The 19,395-nt window shown below is 73.1% G+C and carries 11 protein-coding genes; 4 read left to right on the plus strand and 7 right to left on the minus strand.

What is annotated here, in order from left to right; translation table 11 throughout:
- Positions 1-2: 2 nt before the first annotated feature.
- From ACGFNH_RS25865 to ACGFNH_RS25880, 4 genes are all read right to left on the minus strand, one after another.
- Positions 3-1,529, minus strand: coding sequence for a PrsW family intramembrane metalloprotease (locus ACGFNH_RS25865; protein WP_393657538.1), 1,527 nt, complete (start codon positions 1,527-1,529; stop codon positions 3-5).
- 91 nt (positions 1,530-1,620) lie between these two features.
- Positions 1,621-2,397 carry a tRNA (guanosine(46)-N7)-methyltransferase TrmB gene (gene trmB, locus ACGFNH_RS25870; protein ID WP_393657540.1) on the minus strand — a complete coding sequence of 259 codons (777 nt, stop codon included), beginning with the start codon at positions 2,395-2,397 and terminating at the stop codon, positions 1,621-1,623.
- A gap of 219 nt (positions 2,398-2,616) precedes the next feature.
- Positions 2,617-3,849: an L-2-hydroxyglutarate oxidase gene (gene lhgO, locus ACGFNH_RS25875; RefSeq protein ID WP_393657542.1), complete on the minus strand. Its 1,233-nt coding sequence runs from the start codon at positions 3,847-3,849 to the stop codon at positions 2,617-2,619.
- 241 nt (positions 3,850-4,090) lie between these two features.
- Entirely contained in the window at positions 4,091-5,524 is a 1,434-nt protein-coding gene (locus ACGFNH_RS25880) for an MFS transporter (RefSeq protein ID WP_393657544.1), read from the minus strand.
- Positions 5,525-6,299: 775 nt separating this feature from the next.
- Between ACGFNH_RS25880 and ACGFNH_RS25885 the strand changes: the two genes are divergently transcribed.
- Positions 6,300-8,429 carry an asparagine synthase-related protein gene (locus tag ACGFNH_RS25885; RefSeq protein ID WP_393657546.1) on the plus strand — a complete coding sequence of 710 codons (2,130 nt, stop codon included), beginning with the start codon at positions 6,300-6,302 and terminating at the stop codon, positions 8,427-8,429.
- A gap of 456 nt (positions 8,430-8,885) precedes the next feature.
- Here ACGFNH_RS25885 and ACGFNH_RS25890 read toward each other — a convergent pair whose 3' ends face one another.
- Both ACGFNH_RS25890 and ACGFNH_RS25895 read right to left on the minus strand, forming a co-directional pair.
- Positions 8,886-11,711: an NPCBM/NEW2 domain-containing protein gene (locus tag ACGFNH_RS25890; RefSeq protein WP_393657548.1), complete on the minus strand. Its 2,826-nt coding sequence runs from the start codon at positions 11,709-11,711 to the stop codon at positions 8,886-8,888.
- 757 nt (positions 11,712-12,468) lie between these two features.
- Positions 12,469-13,272: a TetR/AcrR family transcriptional regulator gene (locus ACGFNH_RS25895; RefSeq protein WP_393657550.1), complete on the minus strand. Its 804-nt coding sequence runs from the start codon at positions 13,270-13,272 to the stop codon at positions 12,469-12,471.
- A 368-nt stretch (positions 13,273-13,640) separates the two neighbouring features.
- Here ACGFNH_RS25895 and ACGFNH_RS25900 point away from each other — a divergent pair, with 368 nt between their 5' ends.
- On the plus strand, positions 13,641-15,014 hold the full coding sequence (locus tag ACGFNH_RS25900) for an NAD(P)/FAD-dependent oxidoreductase (RefSeq protein ID WP_393657552.1): 1,374 nt from the start codon (positions 13,641-13,643) through the stop codon (positions 15,012-15,014).
- Positions 15,015-15,246: 232 nt separating this feature from the next.
- Positions 15,247-17,169, plus strand: coding sequence for a SpoIIE family protein phosphatase (locus ACGFNH_RS25905; RefSeq protein WP_393657554.1), 1,923 nt, complete (start codon positions 15,247-15,249; stop codon positions 17,167-17,169).
- Between the two features lie 42 nt (positions 17,170-17,211).
- On the opposite strand, the gene ACGFNH_RS25910 is transcribed toward ACGFNH_RS25905, so the two are convergent.
- On the minus strand, positions 17,212-18,537 hold the full coding sequence (locus tag ACGFNH_RS25910) for an MFS transporter (RefSeq protein WP_393657556.1): 1,326 nt from the start codon (positions 18,535-18,537) through the stop codon (positions 17,212-17,214).
- Positions 18,538-18,670: 133 nt separating this feature from the next.
- Between ACGFNH_RS25910 and ACGFNH_RS25915 the strand changes: the two genes are divergently transcribed.
- The gene (locus ACGFNH_RS25915) at positions 18,671-19,231 is read left to right on the plus strand and encodes a MarR family winged helix-turn-helix transcriptional regulator (RefSeq protein WP_393657557.1); all 561 of its coding nucleotides are present in this window, start codon (positions 18,671-18,673) and stop codon (positions 19,229-19,231) included.
- The last annotated feature ends 164 nt before the right edge of the window (positions 19,232-19,395 follow it).

Consider the following 19,395-nt stretch of genomic DNA (forward strand, 5'->3'; position numbering starts at 1 on the left):
GGTCACGCTCCGTACGGGGGGCGGAAGTCGGTCGGCGCAGCGTGCCCCTGGCCGTACTGCCCTTGTCCGTACTGCCCCTGGCCGTGCGGGCCTTGACCGTACTGCCCTTGGCCGTGCGGCGGGGGAGCCGCGGGACCATGGCCCGGACCGTGCTGCGGGGGCACCGCGTGCCCGTGCCCCTGGCCGTACGGCGGCGGCATGCCCGGCCCGTACGCCGGACGGCCGTGCGGCCCCCACTGCGGCGGGACCCGCGGCGGTGCGGTGATCAAGGCGGCGTGGGCCAGGGCGGGTTGGGCCACGTCCTTGCGCTGCCAGAGGTGGTGCAGCAGCTCCTGCTCCCGCGCGACGAAGTCCGCCCCCGCCGTCCCCCGGTGCGCCCGCTGCCGCAGGAACGCGAGTGTGGTGGCGAAGGACTCGTACTCCGCGACGGCCCGGGCCGCGTCCTTCCCGTGGTGGCGCCGCGCCACGCTCCGCGCGAGCGAGCGGGCCCGCATCGACGACAGCGCCTGCGGCTCCGGCGGCTGCAGCCAGCCGGCCGCCACGTACGCGGGGAGCTGACCGCGTACGGTCCTCAGCTCGCTGCCGCGCGACCAGATCACCAGCCAGATGAGCAGCCCGAACACCGGGACCATGAACATGCCGTAGACGGCGATGAAGCCGAGGCCGCCGACGGTGGCCGAGCCGTTCCACACCGCGTGCAGCACGATCGCCGTGAGCAGGCCCGCGAGGGGCACCAGCACACGCCGCCCCCGCTGCCGCGTCGTGGCCAGCGCGGCGATGCCGAAGCCGATCCCGGTCAGCGCCGTGAACAGCGGGTGCGCGAACGGCGACATGACGATGCGGATGAAGAACGTCGCCGCGGTCACCGACTGGATCCCGGAGGACCCGAGGGCCTGGTCCTCTCCGAAGGCGTTGCCGAGATAGAGGATGTTCTCGGTGAAGGCGAAGCCCGTCGCGGTGATCCCGGCGATGACGACACCGTCGACGATGCCGTCGAAGTCGCGGCGGCGGAAGACGAAGAGCAGCAGCAGCGCGGCGCCCTTCGCGCTCTCCTCCACCACCGGGGCGATGACCGTGGCGCCCCAGGTCTGCGCCTCCGTCGGGGACGAGGGCTCGACACGGGTGGCTATCCAGTCGGTCGCGAAACCGTTGGCGATGATCGCCATGAGAGTCGCGGCGCACGCGCCCCAGGCGAACGCGAAGGCCAGGTTCCGCCACGGCTCGGGCTCGACCCGGTCCAGCCAGCGGAAGGCGGCGATCATCAGCGGCACGGGCAGGACGGCCAGCCCCAGACCCGCCAGGAAGCCCTCCGTACCGGTCTGTTCGCGCACCAGGGCGAGGATGACCAGGCCGCAGAGCGCGAGCAGTGTGATCACCGTGCCGAAGCGCAGCGCCTTGCTGTGCCGGAAGGCCCGCCGCGGGCGGTAACGCCAGTTGGCGCGGTCCGGTACGGCGTGGAACCGCGGCTGCGGTTCGTACACCGGGACGGGCGGTTGCTGTGGCTGCTGCGGGAACGGGGACGGATGCACCAGTCGACCCTAACGAGGGGCGGAGCACGGTGCGACGGCGTATCGAGGTTCGGTCCCTGCGTGCGGCCGGACCCGTCCGCGCGTGCCGGCCTCAGCGTCGTACGAACAGCAGGTCGTGCACCACATGCCCCTTGCCGAGGCCCGCGTTCTCGAACTTCGTGAGCGGCCGGAAGCTCGGACGGGGCGCAAAGCCGCCGTCCGGCCGGGTGTTCTCCAGCTCGGGATCGGCCGACAGCACGTCCAGCATCTGCTCGGCGTACGGCTCCCAGTCGGTCGCGCAGTGCACCGGCGCACCGGACCGCAACCGGGAGGCGGCCAGCTCGACGAACTCGGGCTGGATCAGCCGCCGCTTCTGGTGGCGCTTCTTCGGCCAGGGGTCGGGGAAGTAGACGCGCAGCCCGGCGAGCACGCCGGGCTCGATCATCTCGCGGAGAAGGATGATCGCGTCACCGTTGGCGACGCGGACGTTGGACAACCCGTTCCGTTCGGCGAGACCGAGCAGATTGCCCTGGCCGGGGGTGTGCACATCCGCCGCGAGGATGCCCGTGCCCGGGTCGGCGGCTGCCATCGCGGCTGTGGCCTCGCCCATGCCGAAGCCGATCTCCAGGACGACCGGGAGCCCGTCGAAGAGGGCGTCGAGGTCGAGCCGGGAGCGTCCGTCGATGTCCAGGCCCCAGGTCGGCCAGAGCCTGCGCAGTGCCTCGCCCTGCCCGGAGGTCACGCGCCCGCGCCGCGGCCGGAAACTGCGGATCCGGCGCTCGTGGTGGGAACCGGCGGGATCGACGGCCGGGCCGTCGGGGAACAGAAGGCGGCGCTCGGCCTCGGGGGCCGGGGCGTCTGCGGGGGTGTCTTCGGCGAAGGCGGACATCACGGTCTTCTCAGGGGGCTGCACAATGCCTCATATTCTACGGTCGGCCCACCGCGGCAGAACCGGGCCGCCCCTTCCGGCGATCGACGCCCGCCCTTGCGGCGACCGCTGTCCCATCCGTCCGCGATCGCTGCCCCATCCGTCAGGCGATCGACGCCCGCCCGGAGCGGTCTCTCCCCGCACACTCCCCGCGGTGTCTCCCTGCGCCGTCTCCCCGCGCTACGCCCGCACCGTCCCCGTATCCGCGAGCATTGCCAGCGCCCGGCGCGCGATCTCGCGCCCGATCGGCAGTGACGCCGTCGCCGCCGGCGAGGGGGCGTTCAGCACGTGGATCATGCCCGGCGACTGAGTGATCAGGAAGTCGTCGACCAACGTCCCGTCCGGCAGCACCGCCTGCGCCCGTACGCCCGCGGGAGCCGGTGCGAGGTCCTCGTCCGCGATGTCCGGGAGGAGACGGCGCACGGCCTGCGCGAAAGCGTGCTTCGAGAGCGAGCGGTGCAGCTCTCCCGCGCCGTAGCGCCAGTGGCGCCGGGCGATGCGCCACGACCCCGGGTAGGCCAGCGTCCCCGCCAGCTCGCGCGGTCGTACGGTCCGCCAGCCGTATCCCTCGCGGGCCAGCGCCGGGACCGCGTTCGGCCCGATGTGGACGGTCCCCTCGATGCCGCGGGTCAGGTGGACGCCGAGGAAGGGGAAGGCCGGGTCGGGAACGGGGTAGACGAGCCCGCGGACCAGATCGTTCCGCTCGGGCACCAGCTCGTAGTACTCGCCGCGGAAGGGCACGATCCGCATGCCGGGGTCGTCGCCCGCGAGCCGGGCCACCTCGTCGCAGTGCAACCCGGCGCAGTTGACGAGCGCGTTCGCCCGCAGCACCGCACCGTCCGCCGTCCGCACGGCCACGCGCCCCGGGCGCCGGCCGATGGTGCGGACCTCCGCCCCGTACCGGATGCGCCCGCCCGCGTCCTGGACGAGCGAGGCCAGCCGGTCGGCGACCGCGCCGAAGTCGCAGACGCCGGTGGTGCCCACATGGATCGCGGCGAGTCCGCGCACCTGCGGCTCGTGGTCCGTGATCTGGGCCGGGCCGAGTTCGCGTACGGGGATGCCGTTCTCCCGCCCCCGCTGGACCAGGGCGTGCAGCCGCGTGAGTTCGGAACGGTCGGTGGCGACGATCAGCTTGCCCGTCACCTCATGCGGAATGTCGTGTTCTGCGCAGAACTTCACCATTTCCGCGGCGCCGCGGGCCGCGAACCGCGCCTTCAGCGTCCCCGGCCGGTAGTAGATACCGCTGTGGATCACACCGCTGTTGCGCCCGGTCTGGTGCCGCGCGGGGCCGTTCTCCTTCTCCAGGACGGTGACACGGGTGCCGGGCGCGGCGCGCGTGATCGCGTACGCGGCCGACAGGCCGACGATCCCGCCGCCGATCACCAGCACATCGCTGTCGTCCGCCACCGTCACCGGTCCACCTCCGCTTGCCGCCCGCTGCCGACCGCTGCCACCTCCTGCCACGATGATGCCCTGACCCGCGGCAGGGCGCGCCAAACGCGCAGCGGGCCGGGACCGGGGCCCGGTACGGGGCCGATCCCCGGCCCGGGCGTCACGCCGGCCCGGGCGTCACGCCGTCACACGTTCACGCCGTCACACCCTCGCGCCCTCGTGTGTGCTCGCGCTCTGGCGCCGTCGCGCCCTCGCGACGCCCTCATGCGGGGGAGACCAGCAGCGGACGGGCCCGCTCGCGCAGCTCGGCGACGCGCGGCTCGTCACCGTACGGTTCGAGCCGGTGCAGCAGGTCGCGGACGTACTCCATGGTGCGCGCCGACGAGATGCGCCCCGCCACCTCCACCGCCCGCGTGCCCTGGGCGCAGGCCGCATCGAGGTTGCCGGACTCCAGTTCGGCGACGGCGGAGACCACCAGCCGCAGGCCGTGGGACCGTACGAACTCCTCCGTCGGGCGGGAGAGCGCCTGCTCCGTGAACCGGCGGACCTGGCGCGGGGCCTTCAAGTCGCGGTAGCACTCGGCGGCGTCGGCGGCGAACCGGTCCTCGGTGTAGAAACCGAGCCACGAGGGGTCGGCGTCGCCGTCCCGCGACCGCTCCAGCCACGCCTCGGCGGCCTTGAGCGCCGCGCCCGCCGCCTGCGAGTCGCTCGCCTTGGCGTGGGCGCGCGCCTCGACCAGGCGGAAGAAGCTCATGGTGCGGGCGGTGGCGAGGCCGCGGTTGCGCTCGGCGGCGGCCTGCGCGAGGTCCACGCCCTCGTCGGCGAAGCCGCGGTAGGTGGCCTGGAGGCTCATCGAGGCGAGGACGTAACCGCCCAGGGGGACGTCAGCGGCGGCGCGGGCCAGTCGCAGCGCCTGGATGTAGTAGCGCTGGGCGGCTTCCTGCTGGCCGGTGTCGAAGGCCATCCACCCGGCGAGGCGGGTGAGTTCGGCGGTCGCCCCGAAGAGCGAGCGGCCGACGTCGTCGCTGTAGGCCCCCAGAAGCAGGGGTGCGGCGTCGACCCGTAAGCACTCCGGGACCATGGAGGAACGCCAGTCCCCGCCCCCGTACTTGGAGTCCCAGCGGCGCGCGTCCTCGGCCGCCTCGCGCAGCTTCAGTACGTCGCTGTGGCCCACGCGCAGCGGTGTGCCGTCCCCGCCGCCTGCCTCCGCGTCCTTGGGGTCGCGGGCGGCGGCGCTGTCGGCCGGCGTGATGAGCCAGCGGGAGGCGGGCGTCGCGTACGCGCTGACCGAGAACGACCCGGCCAGGCTCTGCCAGATACCGCCGCCGCCGGCCCGGCGGCCCGCGAGGTCCAGCCGGTACAGCTCGGTCGCCGACCGCACGGCAGCGGCCACGTCGCGCGGGAAGGCCAGGCCGACCTCCGGCGCCGGATCGGCGTCCGCCAACCCGATCTCGTGCAGCGGCACGGGCCGGCCGAGCTTCCCGGCGATCGCCGCGGCTATGAGATGGGGCGCGGCGCCCTGCGGCACCATGCCCTTGGACACCCAGCGGGCCACCGATGTCTTGTCGTACCGGAGGGTCAGCCCGCGCTGGGACCCGAGGTCGTTGACTCTGCGTGCGAGCCCGGCATTACTGATCCCCGCGAGGGCGAGAACCGTGCCGAGCTTCTCGTTCGGCCCGCGTTGCTCCCTGGACATGCGCCACCCCTCGACACACCGACGGCCGCCCCGGCATAGGCGCGGGGCATTCGTAAACCCAGCGTAGTTCGCCGCATCCCGACCGTTAAGGGGCGGTGTGCCGGATGGCGAGATTGTGGCCGGTGCCGCCGTCGGCATGCGAGGGCGTGTGCTCCCGGTGCATGTGGCCGTGCGCCCGGCCGTGCGCTCTGTCCTGGCCACCGGGGCGGGCGCTTCCATGGCAGTGCGTGGGTCGGCCCACTGAACTGGATCCAGTGGGCTGGGGGACACCGCCACCTCATTCCCCGCGGGTGGCGGACCGGTCCGGGGGGCGGGTTCCGCCTCCCGGATCGCGCGCGTTCCGCTTCCCCTCTGCGCCGTTCTGCGCCGATACGCCCCCGCTCGCCCGCCCGTGGCAGATTGGCCGAATGGCGCCTCCGGTCCGGAGGTTTGGCGTCCGCCCCGCCGCGCACGGGTTACGCCCCAGTACGTCGTTTCCCGGCCGCCGCGGAACCCGGGCGAGCGCCAGGGGTGATTGTGTATGAACCTGTCGATTTGCGGGTGAATGGGACCGGACTCTCCGGGACATGGCCGTGCGCCGGACGTCTGCCCGTGCGCTCCCATCCGCCCCCGTGCGCCCGTGTCGTGGCAGAGTGGTCCCCGACACAGGAGCACCATCCCCTGGAGGACCGGCCGTTGGGCCGGGGCACCACTCGGCGGGTTCGGCACCGAACCGCCGTCCGACTGTGCATGATGACTGCTACTTCCTGGTTGCCCACAGCGTGTGGAGGCGGCGATGCGGTGGTTGGTGGGATGGAGCAGCGCCGCCGCGGTGCCCGCCATCGAGGAAGCCCGTACGGTCCACCCCGTCGGTGCCCAACTCCTGTGGAGCGACCCGGATCCGCTGTGGGCCGTCGGCGACTGGCGCCCCGACGAAGTGCGCATCGTCCAGGCCGCGCCCCACACCCGCCTCGCCGTCCTCGGCTGCTGCGGCGCGAGCGACGAGCAGCTGCGGGCGGGCCTGTTCACAGCCCGCGGAGGGGCGCTGCGCCACCTCACCGCCTGGCCCGGCAGCTACACCGCCGTGGCCCAGGTCGGCCGCCGACTCACCATCGCGGGCGACCTTGCGGGGGCACGGCCCGTCTTCCACACCGCCTGGGCGGGCGGCACCGCGTACGCGACCGCCGCACTGCCGCTCGCCGATCTCATCGAGGCCCAGCTCGACATCGGCCACCTCGCCGCCCTTCTCGCCTGCCCGGACGCCCCCGAAGCTCTCGGCGACGGCACGCCCTACGCGGGTGTGCGGCGCGTACCGCCAGGACACGCCCTGATCCTGCGCGACGGATCCCGCGAGATCGCGGGCTACGAACCCACCGTCTCGCTCGCCGTCGCCGCGCCCCAACTGGAGGCCGCCACCGCGGTGGACGCCATACGGGACGCGCTCGTCGAAGCCGTCAGAGCCCGGCTCGCCGCACCCCGCCACGCCCCCGAGACGCCCGAACCCGACCCGGGCCCCGTCCCGGGCATGGGACCCGCGGCCAGACGTGCGAGACGCGGCGCCCCCGCACCCGGAATCGGAGCCGACCTGTCCGGCGGCAGCGCCTCCTCCACCCTCGCGCTGCTCGCCGCGGGCCTGCCCGGCGTCCCCGGGACACCGCTCGGGCACGGCACCGGAGCGGGCGAACGGCTCCTCGCCGTCACGTTCAACGACCTGGTCTCCGGGGTGTCCGGCGGACACGCACGCATCGTCGCGGCGGCCGAACTCGAGCGCGCCCGCAGCATCGCCGCGAACCCGCGGCTCCACCACGTCGTCGTCACCGGCGACGAGGACGCCCTGCCGTACACCGGGCTCGACACCATGCTCCTCACCGACGAGCCCGGCCCGGCGCTGGTCAGCGCCGAGCGCCACCGCAGACGGCTCGCCGCAGGCAGCGCCGACCACCTCGTGGGACACGGCGCACGGCAGGTCCTGGACGCCCATCCCGCCCGCCTGGCCGACCTGTTGATGGATCGTCAGCGACGTCGTCTGCTCCGCCCCGTCGCGGCCCTCGCCAAGTCCGAAGGCCCCTCGGCCCATTCGTTGTTCGTCCCCATCACCGTCTACCGCGCCGCGCGCCGCCTGGCCCGCACCTCCTACCGGGACGGCGTACAGGCAGCGGCGGCGCGGCTGCTGGCACGGCGCTTCGACGACGGGGCGGACGGCGGAAGCACCGCACCGCCGGGCGGTGGCAGCGGACCGGGCGGGGCCGTGGACGCCTCGATCGCCGCCCTCGCCTGGTGCCGCTCGGGACCCGCGGCGCGCTGGCTCACGGGCGAGGCGCTCGCGGACGTATCGGTTCGCCTGCAGGACGCCGCCACCCGGCCAGGGCCCCTGGAACGCCCCGGCGAACGCCGCGCCCGCGCCGCCCTCGCCCGCTACGCCATGGACCACCGTGTCTTCGAGCAGGCCGCGGAGGTCCGCAGCCAGCGACTGCACGCGCCCTTCCTCGACAACCAGGTCGTCCGCGCCTGCCGCGCCCTCCCCGAGGCGCTGAGGGTCCAACCGGGCGCGCGGGCCTCGGTGTTGCGCACAGTCCTCGCGGGCGCGGGCATCCGCGACCTCCCCCCGGGGTGGGGAGCCACCTCGCACGCCGCCGGCGCCGCGGCCGTACGCTCCGGGCTCCGCATGGCGGCCGAGGACCTCGTCGCGCTCTTCGACGCACCGCTCCTCGCCGACGCGGGCCTGGTGGAGGCCCGCGTCATCCGCAAGGCCGTACGGGCGGCGGCCGAAGGCGAAGCGCTCCCGCTGGACGGCCTGGCGGAGCTGGTCTCGACGGAACTGTGGCTCCGCCGCCTCCTCGCGCGCCGCGGCACCTGCTGGACGGGCTCGGCGGCCCCGCGCCAGCGGGCGGTGGCGGGAGGCGTGGCACCGCGCCCGGCGCTCTGAGCGGTGTCGGGAGCGGGGCGCGGACGGGGGTGCGGGCGCGGGCGCTTGGCGTCCGGAGCGCGCGTGCGGACCGTGCGGAGCGTGCGTACGGACCGTGCGTGCGGAGCGCGTGTGCGGACCGTGCGTGCGGACGGTGCGGGGGGCGGGTGATCGCAGCGCGGCCCGTGTTGACCGCGGCGGGGCCCGGCTGACGGCAGCCGCCGAAGGTGCCGAGACCGAACAGAGCAGCACGAACACGGCCAGGTCCAGATCGCGGGTGAGCGCGTCGAGTTGGCCGGCCGCGCCACCTCGGGGCGCCGCACCGTACGCAGCCGCTCCTCGGTCAGTCACGCCACCACACCGTTGTCGACCACGCCCGGTGTGTGGACGACACCGATCGGCGGTGTTCCCGGTCAGCAGGTAGCCCTGCGGAGTCGTGCCCGCCCGCGCGGAGACGGCCGGGCGATCGGATACGGGTCAGCGGCAGGTGATGCTCGACTGCGCCCAGTCGGCCAGCGCCACCGTGCCCAGAAGCGACCGCCCTTCGACCACCAGACGCAGCGACTTCCGCCCCGACAGGGGCACATGGACGGGCGTGGCCGAGTCGCCGCTCCGCATCGAGCTGGAGCGCCACAGGCGCACTCCGTCGCCGTACACGGAGAAACGTACGGATCCGAGCCCGAGCAGCGTGCCGTCGTCCACACCGACAAGCGCGTCGTACGCGACACAGGAACGATTGAGTTCGATCGTCACGGACGAGTTCGCGTGCATGCTCGCTCCGTGCGCGTATCGCGTGCCGTCTATCCGCTGCCCGTCACGCTGCCACAGCCATGAACTCGCCGCTGCCCGCACTTCGGGCCGGGAACCGTCACCGGACACGTCGTAGGAGAGCTGACTCAAGCGGTATGGCGTGGTGCTCCCCGGCGGAACCGGCGCCGACACCCCAGGTCCGGACGGCGGCCGTGTCGATGACCCGGGCCACGGACCGGAGCCCGTGCCCGGCCCGGACTGGGCGGAGCCCGGGTCGTCACCTATGGACTGGGCGGACGGCCCCGACTCCCCGGGCAGGGAGGGATCTTGTCGACCCGGCTCCACGTCCGGGTCCCGATCCGCGTCCCGGCCCGAGCCCGGCCGCTGCGCCGTGTCCCCGGGCGGCTGCGGTGTGAGCCCCTCATCGGGGTCCTGCGGCTCGGCGGGGGCCGACGCCGAGGGCCGGGCTCGTGTCTCTTCCTCGGGCTCGCCGTTCCCGACCGTCACGGCCAGCACGGTCGTCGTCGCCACGATCGCGGCGACCGCTCCTATGGCGATCTTCGCGCGGGCACTGAGCCCTTTGCGCCGTCCCGCGTGCACGCCCTTGCCGCCGCGGCTCCCGGAACCCGTACGGGCCCCCGCATCCGCAGGAGTTGAACCATCGGGCGCCGTGACGGCGGCGGCAAGCGTCTTCGCGTCGACGCCGCGGGCGCCGTCATCGCCGCTGTCGCTGTCAAGGTCGCTATCAGGGACATCACTGCTTGCGTCCGCACGCGCGCTGTCGACAGTGTCCGTACCCGCGCTGTCCCGGGGGACCGCTTCCCCGATGCCGGTGCCCCTGCGTTCCTCGGACCAGGCCGCCGACTCCGTGTGCGAGCCCGCGAGGGACGTCGCTCCCGCGGAGAGCCCGAACCAACCGGGAGCTACGGAGCCGCTGTTCTCGTCGTCGGCGATCTCCGCGGCCTCGCGGGCACCGGTTTCGACCCGGGCGCCCACCGGTGCGTCGTGTGCGGGGTTGCCGCTGCCGATCGCCCTCGCGTCGTCGCATGGGCCACTCCCGTCCGCGTCGTCACGTCGGCCCCTCGCGTCCGCGTCGCTGTCGGCGGGCGTTCCCGTCCCGGAGGATGGCTCTGCTTGCTCAGGCATGGCAAGAGGGGCGTGCCCCCACCTGCCGAACTCCTCGGCGCCTACGCGGCCTTCAGCGCCAACGTCGGCCCCAGCCTCCGCCGCGCCCAGACCGGTCCCCGCATCCGCCGTGCCCCGCGCCTCCGCGTCGGTCCAAGCCTCCGCACCGCGTTCCGCGTCCGCCGCATCCAACGTTTCCGCACCGCGTTCCGCGTCCGCCGCATCCAACGTTTCCGCATCGCGTTCCGCGTCCGCCGTGTGAGCGTCGGCCCCAGCCCATGACGCATGAGCGTCGGCTCCCGCTCCCGCTACTGCACCGATGCCCGCCGCGTACGTCGCATCTGCCGCGTGCGCCGCATCCGCCCCATCTGCCAAGTCCGCGTCCGTGGCCCCGGCATGGGCGCTCGACGTGCCGTTGCCCGTACGCTCCGCCCTCGGTGTGCTGTTGGAACCTTCCGCCGGAGTCATCCCCGTTCCGCCGCCGCCGCCCTCGCCCGCACGCGCCGCACGGCGCCCGTTCTCGCTGCGCGCACCCGGCGCAGCGCCCGTGCCGTCCCTGCGCGGCGCAGGCACCGTCGAGGCCACGGGTCCGCCCGTCGCGGACCGACCGGCCGTTCCTGGAGAGGCAGCGGCCGAATCCGTTCCGATGTCCGTGGCCTCGGTCGCGTACCCGGTGGCGGACCACCCGAGGACCGCCACCGGCAGGAGCGTGCGCAGGCGGGCGTCGACGTCCCTCACTCCCAGAGCGGCCGTACGGCACTTGGGGCACATCGCCACGTGCTCCCGCAGTCCGCGCGCGGCCTGCCCTCGCAAGGCGCCGCGCGCGAACGCGCCCAGACGGTCGGCGTAGCGGGCGCAGTCGCCGCCGGCGAGGAGCGATGAGTTCACATGGGCCTGCAGATAGGCCTGCTTGAGCCCCTCGCGAGCGCGTTGAACCAGCACCCCGGTTGCCTTCGGACCCAGCCCGAGGAGTAGCCCGACCTCGTCCGCCGACTCCTTCTCGACCGTGGTGTGCCACAGCACTGTCTGCCATGGCTCGGGCAGACTGCGGAACGCCCTTACGGCCAGCGACTGTTCGCCCCCGCGCATGGCCCGTACGTCCGCATCCGGGACATAGGCGTCCTCATGGGCATCGCGCGTCCGCTCCGCGGATCCGGCGAACACGGCGTAGTCCTCGACCAGCAGGTCGCGCTTCGTGGTGGTGGCCCAAGCCGCCGCCACCCGCCGCAACGTCGTGAGCAGATGGGTACGGATCGCCGAGTCGGGCCCCGTGCCGCCCCGGACCGCCTGGAGCGTGCGGAGGAACACCACGTCCGTGAGGTCCTCCGCGCCACGGGCGTCGCGGCAGCACAGACGCGCGTAACGTCGGACAGCTCCCGCATGGCGCCGGTACAGCTCGCCGAACGCCTCGAGGTCGCCGTCGCGCATGCGCACGATCAAGTCTGCGTCCGACCGGTTCTCTTCGGAGGGTGCGCTGCCCGACGGTGGGCCGTCCTGGCGCTGCGACGGCAGGTTCGGTAAGGGGCCGGTCGCCGGCTTGCTGCCGCGACGTGGCTCGTCGTGCCCCTCAGCGTCCATGGCCCAGGCCCCCGTACCCGCAGTTACACCGCAACACCGTGTCAGCCTGGCACACACCCGCCGACGGTCCACCCGTCATGGCGGCCAACCACTCCTCCGGGGTGTGTTCACACGACAGAGCCTCATGCGTCCCCCGATCGGGGCATACTTCCCCGATGCCCGGATGTGGCCTTGAGGTCGAACGGAGTGCTCGGCGTACGACGTAGGCACTCCACCCCGACCACACAAAGGGACCCCGCAGCGGCGACCGAAGCCGGAACTCCGGTACGGCGACCCCCGGTGACGGCATCCGTCCACTGCGCCGCGCAGGCGGACGCCGCCCCGACGCTCGGCCGCTGCGCCACCGGGCACCGGTACGCCGCTCAACGAGCTTGACGAGCCCGACGCCGCTCAACGAGCCCGACGCCGCTCAACGCGCCGGACGCGCCGGACGCCCCACGGTCAACGAGGCCCACGCCAACGAGCCCCGGGCCGTACCAGGCCACACGGCCAACGAGCCCCGGGCCGTACCAGGCCACACGGCCAACGAGCCCCGGGCCGTACCAGGCCACACGGCCAACGAGCCCGAATCTCGCAGAGCCTGGCGCGCCCGACCTCCAACCGCCACTTAGGCCACAGGCCGTGACCGCAGCCCCTCCAGCAGAATGTCCAACAGCCGTGTGGCAGCCGCCTGTTGCTGGGCAGCGTCCGGCAGGGAGGGGGCGGCGGTGGCTATGACCAGCAGTACGTCCGCGACCGTGACATCCCGTCGCAGCTCGCCCGCCGCTCGCGCGCGCTCCACCAACTGGCCCACGACATCGAGCAGTTCACCTATCCCGGTGTCGTCGCCCGGACCACCGGCCGCTCCGGCGGCCTCGGCGGCCCGTGCGGTGTCGTCCGTCTGCGCCGGCGGCTGCTCCACCAGCCGCAGCCCCGACTGCGCGTGTCTCTGATGCGGCACCCGGGCGCCCGCGGCGGCCGATGCGCCACCGGAAGTGGCGCCACCGGAAGCGGCGGCACCGGCACCCGCTGCAGAGCCGGAGGCCGTACCGGCCGCACCCTGCGCCGTCTCCTGGTCCGCGTCCACGCCCACCCGCAGTACCTGCGGGGGCAGCAGCCGCCCCGCGCCCGAGGCCACCGAGGTCCGCAGGAAGCGCGACAGCGCCGACCACGGCTCCTCCTCCTGCCCCAGCGCGGCACGCGCCTGCTCGGTCAGCCGGGCCGTCTCCTCCTCGGCTATCCGCCGGACGAGCACGTCCTTGCTCGGAAAACGCCGGTAGACGGTCCCGACGCCGACCCGTGCCCGCCGCGCCACGTCCTCCATCGGCGCGCCGTATCCCAGCTCGCCGAAGACCTCGCGCGCAGCGCGCAGCACATGCTCCAGATTCCGCTGCGCATCGACTCGCAGCGACGAAGAGCCCTGAATATGCATACCTGTATCCCCGTTTCCCCCGGTCATGACGTCTCCCCCCGGAGACTCCCCGCCTTGATTCTGCCGGGGGCGGTCCGGCACCCCGACGAAGTACGAACATAGTTGAGCCCAGGTCAAGAAAGAAGAGGCTCCCCTTTCCGCGCGAGTCGCCCCGTTCGGACCATGTGTCCGTTCCGCTTGCCCGCCACGCTCCCGGCACGCCCCCGCGCCCACCGGCTGACCTGCGCCGTTGGGCCGCTCGCGAGCCCGTCCGCCCGGCGTACTCGCCTCCGCCACCCGGTCACACATTTCGCCGAGCCTGTGGACAAACGCGCGTGGCCGGTGCGTCATGGGAGTGTGCTGTGAGCAACGTCGCGAGGAGAACCTCTGTGAAGGAACCGGCGCGCATTCTCGTTGTCGGCGGCGGATACGTCGGGATGTACACCGCCCTGCGCCTTCAGCGGAAGCTGAAACGGGACGAGGCCAGGATCGTCGTGGTCGACCCCGAGCCGTACATGACGTACCAGCCCTTCCTCCCGGAGGCCGCCGCGGGCTCGATCTCGCCGCGCCACGTCGTGGTGCCGCTGCGCCGCGTCCTCGACGGGTGCCAGGTCGTCATCGGCGAGGCCACCGCCATCGACCATGCCAAGCGCACCGCCACCATCACCACCCTCGCGACCGAGGAAGACGGCACCGGCTCCGTCGACCTCGAGTACGACGAGCTGGTCCTGGCCCCCGGGTCCGTCTCCCGCACCCTCCCCGTCCCGGGCCTCGCGGAGCACGGCATCGGCTTCAAGACCGTGGAGGAGGCCATCGGCCTGCGCAACCACGTCCTGGGGCAGCTCGACATCGCTTCCTCCACCCGCGACCCCGACGTCCGCGACGCGGCGCTGACCTTCGTCTTCGTCGGCGGCGGCTACGCGGGCGTGGAGGCGCTCGCCGAGCTCGAGGACATGGCGCGCTATGCCGCCCGCTACTACCACAACGTCTCCGCCGAGGACATGAAGTGGATCCTCGTCGAGGCGACCGGCCGGATCCTCCCCGAAGTCGGGGAGGAAATGGGCAAGTACGCCGTGAGCGAGCTGCGCCGACGCAACATCGACGTACGACTCGACACCCGCCTGGACAGCTGCGAGGGCAGGGTCGCGGTGCTCAGCGACGGCTCCCGCCACCCCACACGCACGCTCGTCTGGACCGCGGGGGTCAAGCCGCACCCCATCCTCGCCGCGACCGACCTGCCGCTGAACGAGCGGGGGCGCCTGGTCTGCACCCCCTCCCTACGCGTCGAGGGCACCGAACACGCATGGGCCGCAGGTGACGCCGCCGCGGTCCCCGACGTCACCGCGGACGCCAAGGGCAAGAGCAAGAGCCCCGCCAAGGGGGCGGGCCAGGAGTGCGCCCCCAACGCCCAGCACGCGGTCCGTCAGGCCAAGGTGCTCGCCGAGAACATCGTGGCGTCGCTGCGCGGTGAGCCCGTCAAGGACTACGAGCACGCGTACGTGGGTTCCGTGGCCTCACTCGGACTCCACAAAGGGGTGGCACACGTCTACGGGCGCAAACTCAAGGGCTACCCTGCCTGGTTCATGCACCGCGCCTACCACCTGAGCCGGGTACCGACCTGGAACCGCAAGGCCAGGGTGCTCGCCGAGTGGACCCTGGCGGGGCTGTTCAAACGCGAAATCGTCTCTCTCGGCTCACTGGAGAACCCGCGCGCAGAGTTCGAACTGGCGGCCGGAACCGGCCGTCACAACGAGACGACGTAAGCCGCGCACGCCACATGACGACGGGAGGCGGCCGGGCCACGCTTTCGGGCTACCGCCGGAACTGCCCGGCGATGCCCCGCGTCTGATGAATGTCAGTCCACTCGGCCACACTGGACGTGTGACCATGGGTGGGCTCATCCCTACGAAGAGTGTTGTGCGGAACGAACTACGGCATCTGCTGTACTCCCGGCCGGCCTGGCTGACCCGAAGCGACATCACGAGGCATAACTCAGTGAATTTCACGCGCTGGAGCGCCCGGCTCCCCGGAACGCAGCGACGCGCGGCCGCGCGGACGGACCGCGGCTCGCGCCCCCGGAAGCCCCCGGGGGCGGCGGGCAGCGGCAGTCCCGTGCCGGCCGCTCGCGTGGAGCGTCCCGGGGCCGCCGCCGTGCCCGCGTTTCCGGCCCCCGTCGCGTCCGCCGACCCGCGGATCACCGTCGGCGGGCTGTCCGTCCAGGACGTCCTGGAGCAAGTCCCGGGCCTGGTCGCCGTCGTGTACGGCCCGGAGCACCGCATCGCGTACGTCAATGACGCGTACGCCGCGGTCTTCGGTGCCCGCGCCGCGGGCCGTCCCGCGCGCGAGGCTCTTCCCGAGCTCGCCGCGCTCGGCCTTCTGCCGCTGATGGACCAGGTCCTGCGCAGCGGCAAGCCCCGGACCGTCAAGTCCCGTCGTGTGCCCGCGGGCGGGGGCGAGGCAGCGGAGGACGACCTCTTCGCGGACGGTCGCACCGATGGCCGCACGGACCGCCGTATCGACGGCGGCGCCGAGGTTCCGCAGCAGGCCGCGGCCGGCCGCGGCCGGCCCGGCTACTACACCTTCACCTGCAGTCCTATCGATCTCGCGGTGCCGAGCGGGACCGCCGGGCAGGGCGCGCGCGCCGCGCACGCGCCGGGTGCGCACTCCGATGCTCCCAACAGCGCCCCCACGGCTCGTTCTTCAACCGTGGCGACCACCGGCCCCCACCGCGGCGTGCTCGTCTTCGCCACCGACGTCACCGACCAGGTCGAGGCCGCCGAGCGGCTGCGCACCAGCGAGCGCCGCCAGCGCCAGGCCGCCGTCACCCTCCAGCGCAGCCTGCTCCCCCAGGAGTTGGAGCAGCCCGACGACCTGCGCATCGCCGCCACGTACCAGCCGGGCGGCACCGAGGCGGCCGTCGGCGGCGACTGGTACGACGTCATCACCCTCGGCGCCGGCCGCACAGCCCTGGTCATCGGCGATGTGATGGGCCGTGGCGTGCGGGCCGCCGCCGTCATGGGCCAGCTCCGCACGGCCGTTCGTGCCTATGCCCGCCTCGACCTGCCGCCGCACGAAGTCCTCCAACTGCTCGACGGACTCGCCTCGGAGATCGACCCGAGCCAGATCGCCACCTGCGCCTACGCCGTCCACGACCCCAACGAGGGGCGGCTCGTCTACGCCTCCGCCGGCCACCTGCCGATCATCCTGCGCGACGAGGACGGCACCGTCCGGCGGGCCGCCGAACCCACCGGCCCGCCCCTGGGCACCGGCGGTTGGCTGCACACCTCGGGCTCCGTGCCGTTCGCCCCCGGCGCCACCGCGCTGCTCTACACCGACGGTCTCGTCGAGCGCCGGGGCGAGGACATCGACGAAGGCGTGGCCGCACTGGAGCAGGCGCTCGCCGGCGCCACCGGTACACCCCAGGTGGTCTGCGACCGCATGATCCGCGCCCTCGGCGTCACCGCGGAACACGACGACGACGTGGCAGTCCTCGTACTCCAGCACCCCGCCCGTACCGGCCATGACGCCGAGTTGTTCCACAACGCCGCACTGGAACTGCTCGGTGGCGTCGAGGCCGCGCCCCGCGCCCGCGCCTTCGCCTCCGGTGTCCTGGCGAGCTGGCGCTTCCCGGTGGAGCTGCGCGATCTGGGTGTCCTGGCCGCCAGCGAACTCGTCGCCAACTCCCTCCAGCACGGCACCCCGCCCATGCGCCTGCGGCTGCGCCGCACCGACCGCCGCCTCATCATCGAGGTGACCGACGGCGACGACCACCTCCCGCGCCGCCGCCGCGCGGAGCCCGTGGACGAGGCAGGCCGCGGCATCTCGATCGTCGCCACCATCGCCTCCGCCTGGGGCTCCCGGCGCACACCGGGCGGCGGCAAGGCGGTCTGGTGCGAGTTCGCGCTCCCGCAGGAATAGCCGGGCAGCCCGCCCCTGGGGGGCGGGCTGCGGCCGGGCGGGTCAGACGGAGGCGGTGAGCGCCTCGGACTCCAGCCGCTGAGCCGGTACATGAGCGGCCACCGCTGCGTCCGCGGAAGGCTCCCGGTGCGGGGCGCGCACCGGCTTGTCCTGCGCCGGTGTCAGATGACGGCCCATCCGCAGCGCCAGGACCGTGATCCCCAGCGAGCAACCGATGAGCATCGCGATGTACGCCACATACATCCCCGCCCCGGCCATCAGTCCGCCCACCGCCGGACCGACGGCCAGCGCGAGCTGCTTCACCAGCGCGAACGCGGAGTTGTACTGCCCCACCCGCGCCGACGGCGCCAGATCCGCCACCAGCGGAGCCATCGTCGGCGACAGCATCGCCTCACCGAGACCGAAGAGCGCATACGTCGAGATGATCGCCGCCGTCGCCATCGCCTGGCTCCCGTGCACCAGCCCCGACGCTCCGGCCGCGATCCACGCCACTGTCCAGATCAGCCCGACGAGTGCGATGACCCGGCTGCGCCGCCGACGCTCCACCAGCTTCAGCACCACGAACTGCGCGACCACGATCACTGCGGTGTTCGCGGCCAGGGCTGCGCCCAGCATCGCCGGCGAGATGCGGGCCACCTCGACGGCGAAGGCGGAGAGCCCCGACTCGAACTGCCCGTAGCAGGCGAAGAACATCACGAAGCCCAGCACGCAGAGCTGCACCATGGCCCGGTCCGCGAGCAGCGCACGGAACCCGCCCTTCGCCCGCTCGTCCGTGGGCACCGCGTCCTCCATGCGCGGGACGCGGGGCAGTCGTACGGTCGCCGCGGTCGCGCCCAGCACCAGGAACATCACGGCCTCGATCGAGAAGAGCAGTACGAAGCTCGAAGCCCGCGAGATGTCCACGATGAGCCCGCCGAGCAGACCGCCGACGCCCAGGCCCAGGTTGCTGAGGAAGAACTGCATGGCGAAGGCCCGCGATCGCGTGACCGTCGTCGAGCACCAGACGATCATCGTCGCCAGCGAGGGCTGGATCACCGCGATTCCCGCGCCGAGCAGGCCCGCCGCGGCGATCACCAGCGATTCGCTGCTCGCCAGGCCGAGGGCCATCGCACCCGCCGCGGCGGCCACCGCACCCACGACGGCCACGGGCAGCGGCCCCCGCCGGTCGATGACCCGTCCGGTGAAGGGCAGCACGACGAGCGCGGCCACGGCGAAGGCCGCCAGCACCACGCCTGCGGTACTCGCGCCGAGATCACGCACCTGTGCCGCATAGACGAACAGGAACGGGACGGTGAAGCCATTGCCGAACGCTGCCAGTGCGGTTCCCAGCTGGATCCTGCGCAGCGCGGCGCCCATCGCGGTGGTCACGCTCACCTCCTAGGTATGGAGTCGGAAGGGGGCAAACAGTCGAAGCCTGAAGACTTCAACTCTAAAGTTCGAAACTAAAGAGTACACAATCAAGGACTTCAACGCGAATGAGTTGCGTGCCATACTCCCGGGCATGCCTGACACCCCCGCCGACCCGGACTCCGACACGGAGCCGAGCCTCGAGGCACAGATCGCGGCCTACCAGCGCGAGTTCCGCGACCTCGACCCCCAGGTCGAGAAGGTCGTCTCGGCCCTCCAGCGCCTCAACCGCCGGATGAACGTGGCGTACGGCCGCCAGACCGCGACGCTCGGCATCAGCAACGCCGAGTGGGAGGTCCTCAAGGCCCTTGTGCTCTCCGGCGCCCCGTACCGCCTGGGCCCCGGCGACCTGGCCAAGCGCCTCGGCCTCACCCCGGCCGCGATGACCCACCGCGTCGACCGGATGGCGAGCGAGGGCCTGGTGACAAGGGAGCGCGACGAGAACAACCGCGTACGCGTGATCGTCGAGCTGACGGCGGAAGGCCGCGAGAAGTGGCTCGAAGCGATGCGGATGGCCTCGGTGTTCGAGGAGGACCTCCTCCAGGACCTCTCGGACGAGGAGCGCGGACAGCTCGGGGACATGCTCACCCGCCTGCTGCGACGGGTGGAAGACGCCCAGCCGGACGCCGATGGACGCCTCTCCGACCTGGAGTGATCGCCCCGCAGTTCACCCACAGGACACAGCAGGTTGACATGGGTGAACCCCATCCGTAGTGTTCTCCGGGTTGCCACGGAGCCGGTGCGGTTCTGTGGCTTCACTCGCGCCGCTCGGCGGCATCCACTGATGTGTGAACCCTTCGGGGGCGATTTCGGCGTGCC

It is taken from the genome of Streptomyces sp. NPDC048639, from assembly GCF_043199075.1.
Taxonomy (GTDB): Bacteria; Actinomycetota; Actinomycetes; order Streptomycetales; family Streptomycetaceae; genus Streptomyces.